Annotated in this window: 12 protein-coding genes; 2 read left to right on the top strand and 10 right to left on the bottom strand. The window is 63.6% G+C overall.

Annotated features, from left to right (window positions below; translation table 11 throughout):
* Positions 1–3: 3 nt before the first annotated feature.
* Positions 4–1491, bottom strand: coding sequence for an amidase family protein (locus P9220_RS26115; RefSeq protein WP_309768747.1), 1488 nt, complete (start codon positions 1489–1491; stop codon positions 4–6).
* A 360-nt stretch (positions 1492–1851) separates the two neighbouring features.
* On the opposite strand from P9220_RS26115, the gene P9220_RS26110 reads away from it, so the two are divergent.
* Both P9220_RS26110 and P9220_RS26105 read left to right on the top strand, forming a co-directional pair.
* Positions 1852–2727 (top strand): LysR substrate-binding domain-containing protein, encoded by an 876-nt coding sequence (locus P9220_RS26110; RefSeq protein ID WP_309768745.1) that lies wholly within the window; start codon positions 1852–1854, stop codon positions 2725–2727.
* A 67-nt stretch (positions 2728–2794) separates the two neighbouring features.
* Positions 2795–3052 carry a DUF3072 domain-containing protein gene (locus P9220_RS26105; RefSeq protein ID WP_309768744.1) on the top strand — a complete coding sequence of 86 codons (258 nt, stop codon included), beginning with the start codon at positions 2795–2797 and terminating at the stop codon, positions 3050–3052.
* 48 nt (positions 3053–3100) lie between these two features.
* Here P9220_RS26105 and P9220_RS26100 read toward each other — a convergent pair whose 3' ends face one another.
* From P9220_RS26100 to P9220_RS26060, 9 genes are all read right to left on the bottom strand, one after another.
* Positions 3101–3829 carry an OmpW family outer membrane protein gene (locus tag P9220_RS26100; RefSeq protein ID WP_309768743.1) on the bottom strand — a complete coding sequence of 243 codons (729 nt, stop codon included), beginning with the start codon at positions 3827–3829 and terminating at the stop codon, positions 3101–3103.
* A 109-nt stretch (positions 3830–3938) separates the two neighbouring features.
* Positions 3939–4673 carry an iron-containing redox enzyme family protein gene (locus tag P9220_RS26095; RefSeq protein WP_309768742.1) on the bottom strand — a complete coding sequence of 245 codons (735 nt, stop codon included), beginning with the start codon at positions 4671–4673 and terminating at the stop codon, positions 3939–3941.
* 14 nt (positions 4674–4687) lie between these two features.
* Positions 4688–7123, bottom strand: a complete 2436-nt coding sequence (locus P9220_RS26090; RefSeq protein ID WP_309768741.1) for an EAL domain-containing protein — start codon at positions 7121–7123, stop codon at positions 4688–4690.
* A gap of 285 nt (positions 7124–7408) precedes the next feature.
* Positions 7409–7627: a hypothetical protein gene (locus tag P9220_RS26085; RefSeq protein WP_309768740.1), complete on the bottom strand. Its 219-nt coding sequence runs from the start codon at positions 7625–7627 to the stop codon at positions 7409–7411.
* A gap of 179 nt (positions 7628–7806) precedes the next feature.
* On the bottom strand, positions 7807–8010 hold the full coding sequence (locus P9220_RS26080; protein ID WP_159834819.1) for a cold-shock protein: 204 nt from the start codon (positions 8008–8010) through the stop codon (positions 7807–7809).
* 228 nt (positions 8011–8238) lie between these two features.
* On the bottom strand, positions 8239–9126 hold the full coding sequence (locus P9220_RS26075; protein ID WP_309768739.1) for a YsnF/AvaK domain-containing protein: 888 nt from the start codon (positions 9124–9126) through the stop codon (positions 8239–8241).
* An 85-nt stretch (positions 9127–9211) separates the two neighbouring features.
* Positions 9212–9661: a YsnF/AvaK domain-containing protein gene (locus P9220_RS26070; RefSeq protein ID WP_309768738.1), complete on the bottom strand. Its 450-nt coding sequence runs from the start codon at positions 9659–9661 to the stop codon at positions 9212–9214.
* Positions 9662–9699: 38 nt separating this feature from the next.
* A complete protein-coding gene (locus P9220_RS26065; protein WP_309768737.1) occupies positions 9700–10416 on the bottom strand; it encodes a YrzE family protein in 717 nt (238 codons plus the stop codon).
* A gap of 313 nt (positions 10417–10729) precedes the next feature.
* Positions 10730–13087, bottom strand: a complete 2358-nt coding sequence (locus P9220_RS26060; protein ID WP_309768937.1) for a PAS domain S-box protein — start codon at positions 13085–13087, stop codon at positions 10730–10732.

Here is a 13087-nt window from a genome sequence, read left to right as displayed (position 1 = left end):
GGCTCAGCCGTGCGCGGGCGGGTGCGTGACGATCGACGTCAGTTCCGCCACCGGTTCGCGCAAGGTATCGAGATCGGGCGTCGGGCGCCGGAATGCATCATCGTCCGCGATTGCCGCTTGGAGGGCTTCCGCGATGTCGAGCAAACGCGCATCCGCGCGCGCCGGGCCGATCAGTTGCAAGCCGAAAGGCATGCCCGCATGATCGACGCCGCATGGCAAGGACATCGCCGGGTTCGTCATCAGCGATACGACGTAAGTCAGGCCGAGCCAGCGATAGTACGTGTCGAGCGGCTCGCCGTTGATGGCGTCGAGATGCCATTGCGACCAGGGAAAGGGCGTGATGGGCGTCGTCGGCGAAAGCACGATGTCGTAGCGTTCGAAATGCTGCTGGAATCGCCGGTAGAGCGTCGTCTGCGTGGCGTGCGCCCGGACGACGTCGGCGAGCGTCATGGCGATGCCCATCTCATAGTTCGCGCGCGTGTTCGGTCCGAGCAGCGACGGATCGCGTTCGTATGTCTCGCGGAACTGCGCGATGAAGTTCTGGGCGCGGATTACATCGAACGAGCGGTGCACATCGGTCATGTCGATGCTGACGGGCTCGCAGACATCGACGTAATGCGCCAGCTTGCCGACCTTCGCGCGGAACGTGGCGCGCGACGCGTCATCCACTGCGCAAGCGCCGAAGTCCTCCGTGATGCCGATACGCAGGGCGCCGATATCGACGTGCCGGCGCTGCGCGATCGTATTCACGTCCACTTCATAGCTGAGCGGATCGCGCACGTCGAAGCCTGCCTGCGCGGCGAGCAGAAGACGCGTATCCGCCACGGTGCGCGCCATCGGGCCGCTTACCGTGAGGGGCGTCCAACCGAGTTCCCGGCGATCGCCCGGCACGAGTCGCGGCGACGGACGAAAACCCACGACGCCGCATAGCGCCGCTGGAATCCGCAGCGAACCGCCGGTGTCCGAGCCGGTGCAAAGCGGCAGCATGCCGGTGGCGAGCGCGACAGCCGACCCGCCGGACGATCCCCCTGCGTTCAGCAAGGGCGCAAAGGGATTGCCCGTTGCGCCCCACACGACGTTACGCGTGTTCGCGCCCGCGCCCATCTCGGGCGTGTTCGTCTTTGCCGTGACGATCGCGCCTGCCGCGCGGATGCGCGCGACCATCGCGTTGTCGTGTTCGGGAATGTGGGTGCGATAGAGGGGCGAGCCGTAGGTGGTGAGCACGCCCGCCGTTTCCTCCAGGTCCTTTATGCCGATGGGCAAGCCATGCAGCAGGCCAAGCGGCTCGCCGTGCATGACGGCCGCTTCCGCGCGATGCGCTTCGACCCGCGCACGTTCGAAGCAGCGCGCGGCCAACGCGTTGACGGCGGGGTTGACTGCTTCGATGCGCGCGATGCACGCGTCGAGCAATTCGACCGGCGAGACTGTGCGATTGCCGATGAGTGCGCGTGCATCGACGGCGGAAAGGGAAACGAGCGAGTCTTGCGTCATGTTCGAAGGGCGTGTGCGCTTGTTCGGTATGCAGCAGTATGGCGTCCATGCCCGTATCGGGCAACCGGGCGCTCCGCCTCCCTACTTCAATGACGGCTCGACATCTCGCCTGACCACGGCGAAGCTCAGCGCAATCGATCCGCCTGCGGGGCGGTCGTGCGTCCGTGCCTCCGCGACCTGGATGCGCCGCGGGCGCGTCGCGGGCTTAGGCACTTCGCGCGCAGCGGCCGCATCGGCAGGACGCTTCTGCTTTTCGGATGACATATCACGCTACCTCGGACGAAAGTTCAGGCAGCCATTGAACGTCGCCGCATCCGATTTGTAAAATGAATGATTTGCCGCATTCGATCACCGAAACGAATGGAACTCAGACTGCTCAAGACCTTTCTCGCCGTCGCGGAACTGCGCCATTTCAGCCGCGCCGCCGACGCCCTGCATATGAGTCAGCCCGCGCTCAGCAAGCAAATTGGCGCGCTGGAAGCCAGCATCGGCGGCAAGCTGTTCGAGCGCGGCCGGCACGGCGCGGAGCTGACGCTGTTCGGCGAGCGCTTTCTCCCCGACGCCGAGACGCTCGTTCAAGACGCCGACGAAATCCTTGCGCGTGCGCGCGATGCGAGCAGCGGCCGAACCGGCCATCTGCGCATCGGCATTTGCCTTTCGGTGCTGACGCTCGTGCCGCGCATCATCGCGGATTTCCGGCGCGCGAATCCGGGCGTCGCGATCACGCTGAGCGATCTGTCGTCTGCCGAGCAGGAGCGGCGGCTTCTGGCGGGGAAGCTCGATGCCGGCTTCCTGCGCTTGCAGGCGAGCGCCGGCTTGTCGTCGTTCAAGGTCATCGACGAAGGACTTGCGCTCGCGATGCCGCCGCACGGCACATTCAAGCGCCTGCCCTCGGATCTTGCGGTGCTCAACGACATCGGGTTCATCGCGTTGTCGCGCGCACGCGGGCCGGGCCTCGCGGCGCAGATCGACCGATGGTGCCGCGAGCGGCGCTTCGTGCCCAATGTCACGCAGCATGCGGAAGACGTTCAGGCTGTGCTGACGTCGGTGGCGGCGGGCGTGGGCGTCGCGTTCATTCCGTCGCGCGCGCAACATCTGCTGCGCGATGCAACCGTCCTGCCGCTCGCCGGCAGGCACGCGAAATGGCGCGTCGGGCTCGCGTGGCCATCGGCGCGGGACAATGCGGTGACTGCGCGATTCGTGTCGCATGTACGGGCGGCGCTGTCGGGAAGCTGAGCGCGGAGGCACGTTCTTTGCGCCGGGCACACCATCACGACCCGCATCCGGCAAGGAGGACCGACCGATGAAATCGAAAGACACCGAAGAGACGCAGAGCGACGCGCAAGCCGATAACCCGAAAGCCAACCCCACGTCGAATGCCGAGAAGGACCCCGACGAATGGGTCACAGGCGACGAGCCGATGACCGGCGCGCAGGCGTCGTATCTGAAGACGTTGTCGGAAGAGGCGAAAGAGCCGTTCGATCCGTCGCTGACGAAAGCAGACGCTTCCCGCAGGATCGACGAATTGCAGGAAAAGACGGGCCGTGGACAGAAATCCTGACCCTGCGATGAACCGCCGCCCGTCACGGCGGCGGCATCGCGAAGAGGCTCAGAACTTGTAGCCGACCGAAAGGAACGTCACGATCGGATCGAGCTTGATCTTCGATTCGCTCTTGACCGTGCCCACCGCCGATTGCGTCTCGAGCGTCGCACGGGCTTTCAGCCACATGTAGGACACCGAGAAGGCGGCCGACCAGTGCTCGTTGAAGTTGTACGCAAGGCCCGCATTCACGACCGGCGCGAACGAACTGCTGAGCTTGACGGTCGTCGGTCCCGTCAGCGCGTTGCCGAACTGGCTCGAGTAGAGGAAGGCGCCGCTCGACATCGCGCCGTTCAGCTTCTCGCCCGAGAACCACACATACGAACCGCCCGCCGCCACGTACGGGCGGAAACGGCTTTGCGCGCCGCCGAAGTAGTACTTGAGCAGCAGCGTCGGGCTCCATTCCCGCGCGGAGCCCAGCTTGCCGAACGGACTCAGCGTGCCGGTGCCGTACAGATTGAACTTCGGCGGCACGCCCATCACACCTTCAGCCGCGATGTGATCGGTGATGAAGTACGTCGCCGTGAGGCCGAACGTGTCGGCATCGCTTACGGATGCGCCCGCGCCCGGCGCCGTCGTGGTCTGGCCCAGCGCCGTGATCTTGAACGGGCCGCTCGAGTCCTGCGGTGCGAAGTGCATCCACCCGGCGTTGACGACGACACTTCCCGCCGACTGTGCGTGAGCGCCCGTGACACACAGGGCCGCTGCGGCAGCACACGCAAATTGCTTCTTTTTCATCTCTTGTCCAGATTGGTTCCAGTTTGCCGGGCAGAGCGCATCCGTTCCGCACACGACAACGCGTGTGCGGATGCGGACGGCGCTCTTTGATACAGCGGGAAGCCGGCTGCTACAGGCAGCAGTCGAGGCTCATCTTGAAGTACTCGTAGCTCATCGCGATGCTGCGCTTCACCGTATGCACCTCGTCGACGCCCGGCGCATTGCCGAGCAGCGTGGCCACGATTTCCAGCGCTTCCCACGGATGCGCGTCGTCGTAATGCGCGTGCAGGCTGAGCCAGCGCATCGCCTTGCGGCGAATCGATACCGGGAAGCTGTTCGCGTACGTATCGCTGCTGCAGACGAGCGTCGACCATTCGCCGGTCACGCCTTCGATCGCGAAGTTCGTTGCCGCGATGCTGGCCGCGAGCGCGTCCGTCGAACTGCTCTTCCAGCACCAGTGGCTGAGCGCATAGGCAAGCGTCGGACCGTTGGCTTTCATCAGCGCGCGCTTGCTGACGTCGTGGGCCGCAGCCCAGTCGACCCAGTAATCCGCGTGATTCTGTTCGACGCGGATGTTGCGCGTCAGGTAACGCCGCGCCAGGTCTTCGCCGCGCGAATGGCCGTAGCGCACCTTTTGCAGGTTCATCGCCATGTATTGCGGGAACTGCTCGACGACCGGCCATCCGTTGACGAGGAACGCCTCCGCCTGACGCGCTTCCAGCTTCGCCTCGCGCATCGCCGCGAAAATGGGATGCGTGACGACGCCTTGCTTCGCTTCGTTCGTCTCGGCCAGAACGTCGCCAAGCCATGCCGGGTAGCTGGCGATGTCCTTCAGATCGCCAACCCGCTGAAAAGTCGGATCCAAAACGTACTCTCCTGTTAGATGTTGATAGGTTCGACGTGCTGCGCCCAGGGTTCGGGACGCCCGACATGGAAGCCTTGAACGAAATCGACGCCCATCTCCCGAAGCGCGCGAAGAATCGCCTCGCTTTCCACGTATTCCGCAATGGTCAGACGGCCCATTGAATGGCCGATGTCGTTGATAGCCGCCACCATGTCCCGGTTAACGGCATCTTTAAGCATGTCCTTGATGAATCCGCCGTCGATCTTGATGTAGTCGACCGGCAAGTGCTTCAGATAGCCGAACGACGACATGCCGGCGCCGAAGTCGTCGAGCGCGAACTTGCAGCCGCGCTTCTTCAGTTCGCGGATGAACCGCGCTGCGGCGGCGAGATTGGCGACAGCGGTGGTCTCGGTGACTTCGAAGCAGATCGACGATGGCGCGACGCCGCTGATCGCGAATTGCTCGTTGAGGAACTGGAGGAAGCGTTCATCGCCGATGGATGCGCCCGAGAGGTTGATCGCGTATTCCATCCGTTCGGGCTGCGGCATTTGCGATAACGTCGAGAACACCGCGCGCACGACCCAGCGATCGATGGCCGACATCAGGCCATATCGTTCCGCTGCCGGCATGAAGAGCCCCGGCGGCACGATATCGCCGCGTTCGCCCACCATGCGCAAGAGGATTTCGACATGACGCGGGTAAGCGACGCTGCTGGCAAGGCCTTCATGCAGGTGCGAATCGGTTGCGCGGATTTCCTGCGTATAGAGGCAGAAGCGGTCGTTCGCGAGCGCGTCCTTGATGCGTCCGCACCACGACATCTCGCTCGCGTGGCGCGTGAGTTCCTTGTCGCCGGGCACCGCGAGATGCACGCGATCGCGGCCGCGTTCCTTGGCGAGATAGCACGCGATGTCGCCGTAGCGCATCGCGGTCTCGACATCGAGCCCGTTCTGCCGGAGATCGACTACGCCGATGCTCACGCTCGTCGACAGGCGATGCGTCTCCCACGACCATTCGAAAGCCGCGACGTCCTTGCGCAACCGCTCCGCGATCTGCATCGCGGTCTGCTTGTCGCAATTGCAGAGCAGCGCGCCGAATTCATCGCCGCCGAGGCGGCCGAGCACGTCGTCTTCGCGCAGGCATTCTTCGATGAAAAGCGCCACTTCGCGCAACATCGCATCGCCGGCGGCGTGACCGTAGGTATCGTTGACGACCTTGAACTGGTCGAGGTCCAGCATCATCAGCATTTGCGCGCGATGCGACGGATCGATATCCGATTCGCGATCGAGCGCGGTGCTCAGACGCCGTTCGAATTCCGTGCGATTCAGCAATCCGGTCAGGCCGTCATGCGTCGCCTGCCACGCGAGATTCGACACGTACTCGCGCTCGCGCGTCATGTTCCGCAGGAGCAGCACGACGCCGGTCAGCACATCCGACTGATCGCGCACGACCGACGTGATCGCCTGCACGACGATATCGACGCCCATCGCGTTCGTGAGGATCAGGTCGCCGCTCACGTCTTCGGGTTCCGCTTCCTTGAGCGCCTCGTCGATCACGTCCACGGGCCGGCGATCCCATTCGCGCGCGACCGTCACGAGCGCCCCCAGCGGCCGGTTCACGCATGCGGCGGCTTCCCGGCAGAAGAGCTTTTCCGCGGCCGGATTGATGAACTCGACGAGACCCGATGGACCGACCGAGATCACCGCCTCGCCAATGGAGCCGAGCGTCGCCTTCGCGCGCGCTTCGCTTCGGCGCAGCGCGTTTTCCGTCGCGAGCCGCGCGGTGATGAAGCGCCGTGCGTACCACCCGGACAAGCAGACGAGCAGCACGGCAATCACTACGTTGACCGTGAAAAGCAGCATCGCCGTCTGCCGGAAGGCGGAGCCGAGCACGTCGGCAAAGGCGCGCGAAATCGGGGCGATCGCGCCGTTGATGTTCCAGACCTCGTCGGTGAGATGGTCGACGTCGGCGCGCCCGGCCTCTCCGCGCTTCACGGCGGCGCGCAACTGGCGGCCGGCATCGGCGAGCTGGTCGACGAGCAGATCACCGGCCGTCCAGTACGCGACGGCTTCCTGGAAGTAGCTCGCGCGGCGGAATGTGCGATAGACCCAGATCACTGCGCCGACATCCGCCGGATAGACGCCGCTCGCAAGCAGCGCCGCGCGCGCGGCGGGCTCGTCCGGATCGGGACGGTCGAGCGCGAGACGCGCGCGCTTCAAGTTCAGCGGATAGGCAATCGCGCTCTGATATTCCCAGAATGCGTGTTCATCGCCGGTCTGTGCATAGCGGACGAGATAGAACACCGCGTCCTTCTGCCCCTTCGACCAGGTGCTTTCCCCGCCGATATAGGCACGCACCGACGACATGATCGCCAGGCTCGTAGCCGCCATCGCCAGCAGGGAGATGACGACCGCCAGGAACGGCCAGATTGTGTTGAATAACTGCCGATTCGTCGTTTTCGAGGCAACGCGCATGTTTTCCTTTCTTGTTCGCTCTCAAACGACGGAACGATGCGACTGCAAAGCCGGGGTCGGGGCGAGGCATCCGACGGTCGAGCCGGATAAACCTCCTTCTTCCGATAACGGCAGGCAGGGCGACGACTGAAGGCTATGTCTGCGCGAGCAAACGTTTGGCGCGTTGAATCTTAATTATCGGAAGGTCGATCCGATAATGTTCCGCGAGGGAAAAAATGCAGGAGACGAGTACGGTGCGGGCGAACGTTACCGAGTGGTGCGTCGCAGCCAGAAGAGCGCGGGCGATCAGCCTCGCGTGTCGATCCACTCGCGAGCCCATTGGCTCGAATAAGCGATTGCGTCGGCTTCTTTGGGAAAGTAATCGAGCGAGTAAAACTGGTAATCGGTATCGCCGGGATTTTGTTCGGCGCGTTCGAGCAGTACGTTAGCCGAGAAACTGTTATCGCCGAGACGATGTGCGAAGGGGTGCACCGCATAACCGCGGTAATGTTGATTCGATGTCATTTTTTAATTGTGTAGGTGAATGCCTTCCGTCAAGGAGCGGAAAGTCTGCAATCACTGCGTCTGACGACGTATTGGGGAAGGGCCTGTAACGACTGGCCGGGAGAAACGCAGAGGGGAGGAGAGCGGAGCGGACCAGCGAGAAATCGGGAGCCGATTATTCAGCTCCCGATGTGCAGCACTTACAGCGGCTTGATGTTCGAAGCCTGCATGCCCTTCGGGCCGCGCTTCGTTTCGAAGCTCACCTTCTGGCCTTCGGCGAGCGTCTTGAAGCCGTCAGCGCGAATTTCCGAGAAGTGTGCGAAGAGGTCGTCGCCGCCGTTATCCGGCGTGATGAAGCCAAAACCCTTGGTGTCGTTGAACCATTTAACCGTACCGGTATCCATGAGAATCCTGAAATGAATAAGTGTGATCGCTCAGTGAGCAGGGCGAAGCAGCAAGGAGGGAGTGGACAACGAATACCGGAGGGGAATCGGACTATTGATGAACAGCAATCGACTTCTTGAACTTCACATTGAATTATGCCGAACCCGAATGATTCAGTCAACTACTTTTTGGGATGCCCGTACGCGTTCAGCGGCCCGCGCGTGACGGACCGCTGAACGCTGCCGCGCTTAAAGCGGCGTCTTCTTTACCGGCGGCACGTCTGCGCCGCCTTCCACTCGCGTGCCGACGCCCGTCCCTTCGACGCCCGTGGTCCGCTCCACTTCCACTTCGGTGCCGCGCACGGTGTCGGTAATGGTCTCCGTCCGGTTCGACGATTCCTTGCCGACGACCACTTCCTCGACGACGCGCGCCGTCTTGGCCACGACCGGCTGCTCCGCCGTCTCACGAATCTCGACGAAGCCTTCCTTCAGATCGGCGGCGGTCGCGGGACGATCGACCGCGCGGCGCTCGATGCTCGCATGTTCTTCGCGCAGATTGACCGACTCGCTGACCGGCGTCTCGGTGAGCCGCGAGTACACGCGCACGCCGCCCGTCTGAACTTCGCGCTTGCCGACTTCGAGCGATTCCTGCACGACCGGGAACGCCTTGCGTTCAGCGTCGATTTCATCGGCGGTGTAGGCCGGCGCGCTGCTGTCGTAGCCGGTGTAGCCGGTGTTGCGCCACTGGGCGACACGCGCGTCGATGTCGATGGCGCCCGCGGCATACAGCGCATCGCGCACGCGCTCGGTATCCGACTCGTTGGCGATATCGATGGTCAGCAATGCGCCGCCGCGGCGAACCGCTTCCTGATAGTGGCCGATCTCTTCCGGGCGGTCGTTATCGCCGAACAGATTCTTGAAGAAGTGCTCGATACGCCCCATCGCGCCTTCGTGATAGCCGGCGTCCGACGTATCCGTCGTGACATCGCGCGTGCCGAGATCGGCGCCGGTCGTGTTCGTCGCGTTCTGCGCGTGAACGCTCATGTCCGATCTCGAGATGCCTTCTGCTTCGAGCCGGGCTTGGGCAATTTCCGCATCCTGGATGGTGTTGAATACACCGATGATGGTCTGAGTCATTGCATGATCTCCTTAAAGAAAGGCGTACGCAGGCCGAGGATTGAAGCGCGTGCACGAGAAGCGCAACGAGCGTTCCCGCCTGCCGTCACTCGCTGCTTCGATCGGGTTTCCATTCGCCGTCCGGGCCGTCGCGCCGTTCGACAATCAATTCTTCGGAGTTCAAAAGAACCTGACGAACGACGTCCTCTTGCGTATGGATCGTCCGGACATGCACTTCTTCTTTCAACGTGAGTTGCATCCGCACTACCGGCACGTATTCGAAGACGGGGATGATGAGCGTGTCGCCTTCATGCCTCGGTTCCGTCCGTTCATCGACGGCCCGGTTCACCGGCACGCGCGAGACTTCGACCTGTTCGGTGGAAAGGCGCATCGATACCGGTTGCATCTCCTCGTGCACGACCTTGCGCACGCGCACCGAGCCGGTTTCGGTCTTGCGGACGCCGACGGCGAGTTCTTCCTGAACCGCCGCCAGCCGAACTTCGTCGGACGAATCCGTCGATGGGCTCACGTGCCTGGGCGTTTCGTCCGGGTTCATCGGGGTCTCCGTTTCTTTGGTGGTCTTCACGTCGATGCTCAGGCGCGTCCGCCGCTTTGCAGCGGACGGTTACGCGTGGCCGCCGTATCGCGCGTGGTGGCGGAGCCGCCGCCTTCCTCGAACGGCGGCTGATGCCTGAATCCTGCATTGCCCGACACGATGGCGATGATCGCCCCTACCACGAGCGCCGCAAACGAGAACCAGCTTGCGCGGGCGACGTTGCGAGCGGCCGTGTCGGCGGCCTGACGCGCGTTTTGCTCGGCTTCGGGACTGGATACCGCCGATGCCGCCGATGCGACCGCCGCCTGCACCTGTTGCTTCGCGGTGTCGATCATCTGGCTCGCGGTGCCCGACTGGTCGGCGGCTGTCGCGCCGACCTGCGCGCTCGTCGCGGCTATGCTGCCTGCCGTGCTCACTGCGCCGGTAATGATCGAGGTCATTCCATAGACGATCAGAAGCGTCATGACGGCCCACGCGAGCAGACCGTGCAGCCAGCCGAGCACGGGCGCGCATCGCCCGGCGTAGTAGGAGCCGACGAATACGGCGAGCACCGTCGTGACGATGACCCAAACGCCGGAGCCAAAGCCGAAGCCGTGCAATGTATCGGGCTTCGACATCGGAGAGAGCAGCGATGCGCCTATCGCCGTGCCGAGCACGCTCATGATGAGATAGACGACCATCGACAAGATGACGCCCGCGATGATGGAGCCCCACGACAACCGTGGCAGGCCGTCGCGCGTGGTGAGAAGTTTCATGTTGTTCCCCTAATAGGTCACACCTTCCGCATGGCCGCAGGTGGCGCTTGCGCTTCAGGTGAACGCTTTCCGCAAGCGTTGTGCCGCGACACGCGACAGTGCGCCGACGCTCGAAGGGGGCGAGCGTCGTAGCAGATTTACAAGCTGGTTCGAATCATTTTGGACGCCGTAACAAGCGTCGGATAAATCGAAATCATTCCTGCAGGGGCGGACGCGGCCCCGTCCGCAGTGAGCAATGAATTAACGAGGGTCGTCGGCCGAGACGCGGGCGACTATCGCGGTCTCGGCCATGCGCCGCAGCGATGACGCATGCTCAGGCTGCGCCCGTCTCGCGCAACGCGCAGTCCAGTTGTTCGAGCGTATAGGGTTTGCGCAACGCGCGCCACGGGAAGTCGCCCACGTCCTCCTGCATGACGGTGTCGCCCGACGCGAAGATCACGTTCATGTCGGGGAAGCGCTGAATCCAGCGTCGCGCCAGTTCGATGCCCGTCATGTCGGGCAAGTTGATGTCGGTGAGGAGCACGTCGAACGGGCCTTGAGACATCGCATCGAGTGCCGACTGCGCGTTCGCGGCGCTGACCACCTGATGTCCGAGCATGACGATGAGTTCGCCGACCGCTTCGCGCGTCGCGCCGTCGTCTTCGACGACGAGCACGCGCTTCGCATCCTTCGGGGCCGATTGCGCCGATGCTTCATCGACCGGCGCCGCAGCGGGCGCAGCCGGCGAGCCCAGCATCTGCCGGAGCTTGAAAGCGAGGTCTTCGCGGCTGTACGGCTTGCTCAGCAGCTCGACGCCCGGATCGAGACGCCCGCCATGCACGATGGCGTTCTGCGTATAACCCGATGTGAACAGCACGCGCACATGCGGCTGCATGGTGACCGCGCGACGCGCCATCTCGGGACTTTTGACGGAACCGGGCATCACGACGTCGGTGAAGATGAGATCGACGTGAACGCCGCTGCTCAGGACCACGAGCGCCTGATCGGCGTTGTCCGCTTTCAGCACGTGATAGCCGAGATCGGAGAGCATCTCGATCACCGTCGCCTGCACCTTCCGGTCGTCCTCGACGACGAGCACCGTCTCGGTGCCGCCCGTGACCGGGGTGTTGCGCCAGATCACCGGCTCTATCGCCTCGACGGACGATCGCGGCAGATAGACGCGCACGGTCGTGCCGTGACCGACTTCGCTATAGATGCGGATATGTCCGCCGCTTTGCTTGACGAAGCCGTACGCCATGCTCAGTCCGAGGCCGGTGCCTTCGCCTTCGGGCTTCGTCGTGAAGAACGGATCGAATGCGCGCTCGACGACTTCGGGCGTCATGCCGCCGCCCGTGTCGGTCACGCCGAGCATCACGTACTGGCCGGCGGGCACATCCGACAAGCTGCGCACGTAGCGGTCGTCGAGCATCGCGTTGGCGAGCTCCAGCGTGAGCTTGCCGCCCTCGGGCATTGCGTCGCGCGCATTGATCGCAAGATTCAGCAGCACGTTTTCCAGCTGATGCAGGTCGACGAACGCATTCCACAGCCCGCCCGATACGACGGTCTCCACTTCGATGGTCTCCCCGAGCGCGCGACGCAGCAGATCGTCCATGCCGCGCACCATCGCCGCGAGATTCACCGATACGGGCCGCAACGCCTGCCTGCGTCCGAACGCGAGCAATTGCGATGCGAGCTTGGCCCCGCGCTCGACAGCGTCGATCGCGCTGCCCAGGCGTTCCATGCTCCAGCTATCGTGAAGACAGCGGGTGCGCAACAGTTCGAGATTGCCGCGCAGCACTTGCAGCACGTTATTGAAGTCATGCGCGACGCCGCCCGTCAGCTTGCCGATGGCTTCCATCTTCTGCGCCTGAAGGAGCGCCGCGCGGGTTTCTTCCAGAAGCTGGTCCGCTTCGCGCCGCTCGGTCACGTCACGCGTGATCTTTGCAAAGCCGATCAGCGTGCCTTTTTCGTCGCGGATGGCGTCGACGATCACATGCGCCCAGAAGCGCGTGCCGTTGCGGCGCAGTCGCCAGCCTTCGGACTCGAAGCGTCCTTCGCGCGCGGCGGTGTCGAGCGCGCGTTGCGGCAGGCCGGCGGCGGCGTCTTCGGGCGTATAGAAGCGGGAGAAGTGAGCCCCGATGATTTCGTCGGCGGTATAGCCCTTGATGCGCCGCGCGCCGCTGTTCCAGTTGGTCACGAGACCTTCGGGCGAAAGCATGAAGATCGAGTAATCGGTCACGCCTTCCACGAGCAGCCTGAAGCGCCGCTCGCTTTCGATGACCGCATCGTGCGCCTTGCGCTTGTCGCTCTCGTCGCGAACGATCTTCACGAAGCCGAGCACCGAGCCGTCCCTATCGACGAGCGAGGTCGTCAGCACGCTTGCCCAGAACACCGAGCCGTCCTTGCGCTTGCGCCAGCCCTCGGTCTCGAAGCTCCGGTGCTCACGCGCTTCGCGCAACTCCGTCTCGACGATGCCGCGTTCGCGAACCTCGTCGGGAAAGAAGATGGAGTAATGGCGTCCGATGATTTCATCGGGTGCATAGCCGTAGATGGCGCCGCCGCCCGGGTTCCATGTGGAGACGAAACCCTCGGGCGACAGGAAGAAGGCGGCAAGGTTCGTCGTCGATTCGACCCAGATGCGCGCCCAGTCTCGAAGGGTGTGACGGTCGTTCGGGTTGTCGCTCTTGCGCAT

It is taken from the genome of Caballeronia sp. LZ016, assembly GCF_031450805.1.
Lineage (GTDB): Bacteria > Pseudomonadota > Gammaproteobacteria > Burkholderiales > Burkholderiaceae > Caballeronia.
The sequence above is the reverse complement of the archived record's forward strand: the minus strand, read 5'-3'. Positions and strand labels throughout refer to the sequence as shown.